Below are 1,283 nucleotides of genomic sequence, written 5' to 3'. Positions count from 1 at the left end.
CCCGGGGTGAGCATCAGCGGGCCGTTGATCAGGCCCATCAGCGCGCCACCAGCGAGCGCGTCCGGCCAGTTGGTGCCGGTGGCGAGCCCAACGGAGCTCTGGCCACCGAAGAACGTCCACGCAGTGATGAGCGCGGTCTCGTAGCGGCTGTCACCCCACACCTCCACGGCGGCCTGCTCACCGTCGTACGCCACTGCGGCCTGGGCGGCGAACCGGCCGATGCCGAACAGGGTGCGGGAGGCCTTCGGCAGGGTGTCCAGGAAGGTCTTGGTGGCCGGCGGCAGCTTGGCCTCGTTGGTGAGGACCACGACGGCAGACTCCGTGGAGCCCGGGTAGGCGTTGAAGGAGCCCGCCGCGGCGCCGGCCGCGAGCGCGTCCGGGAAGTTCATGCCGGTCGCGAGCAGGACCAGGTCGGGGGTCGGGTCGATCGCCTTGGCGATCTCCACCGAGGTGCCGAACCGGTCGGCACCGGCGATCCGCACCACCTTGTAGCCGAGCGCCCGGACCGAGTTCTCCACCCCGCTGGAGAGCGCGCCGGGGCTACCGAGCAGGTACACGGTGCCGCCCGGGGCGAGCACCCGCTGGATCTCCGCCTGGGTGGCGGGCTCCAGGGAGGTGGGCGGGGTCATCAGCAGCGGGCCACGCTTGGCGGCGGCCAGCGCCGAACCGCTCAGCGCGTCGGCGAAGGTGTCCGACCGGGACAGCACCACGGACCGGGCCTGCTCACGCTTGTCGGTGCTGCTGGTGGCCGTCTTCCAGTGCGACTGGGAGACCGCGGTGGAGGTGGTGAACCGGCTCTGGCCCGCGAGACGGGCAACCCGGTCCTTCTTCCGCGGCTGGTACGCCGGCACCCCGCTGGCACCGGCCACGTTGATCGGGTTGGCCGCCTGCGAGCCGTTGGCCGCGGCGGTGGCCACCGGGGTGCCGCCCTGGTTGAAGGCGATGGTCTTGCCGTCCGGGGACCAGACCGGGTTGTCGTGCACCGCGTTGTTGCTGGTGACGACGACCTCGTTCTCGCCGTTCAGGTCGGAGACGATGATCTGACCGTTGCGGACGAACGCCACCTTGGTGCCGTCGGGCGACAGCGCCGGGTTGGAGCCGTTGTCGTCGACCAGCGTGATCCGCTGGTCGACGGGCTTGTTCGGGTCGTAGAGCACCACGCTGGACGCGGCGGCGGGCTGACCGCCGTTGTCCTCGTGGCGCTGGAAGACCACCCGCAGGTCGGGCCCGCCGTCCGGGTTGCGGTAGTGCCGGGTGTCGCCGACCGGAGTGAGTTGCCCGCC

The 1,283-nt window shown here is 71.7% G+C and carries 1 protein-coding gene; it reads right to left on the bottom strand.

Annotated elements, in window-relative coordinates; all coding sequences use genetic code 11:
* Window positions 1-1,283 (bottom strand): cell wall-binding repeat-containing protein (locus AB0E94_RS53045; protein ID WP_360344604.1); only part of this gene is annotated, 1,283 nt, incomplete at both ends.

It is taken from the genome of Actinoplanes sp. NPDC026670 (genome assembly GCF_040638175.1).
GTDB lineage: Bacteria > Actinomycetota > Actinomycetes > Mycobacteriales > Micromonosporaceae > Actinoplanes.
This window is presented reverse-complemented; position numbering and strand designations above follow the sequence as displayed.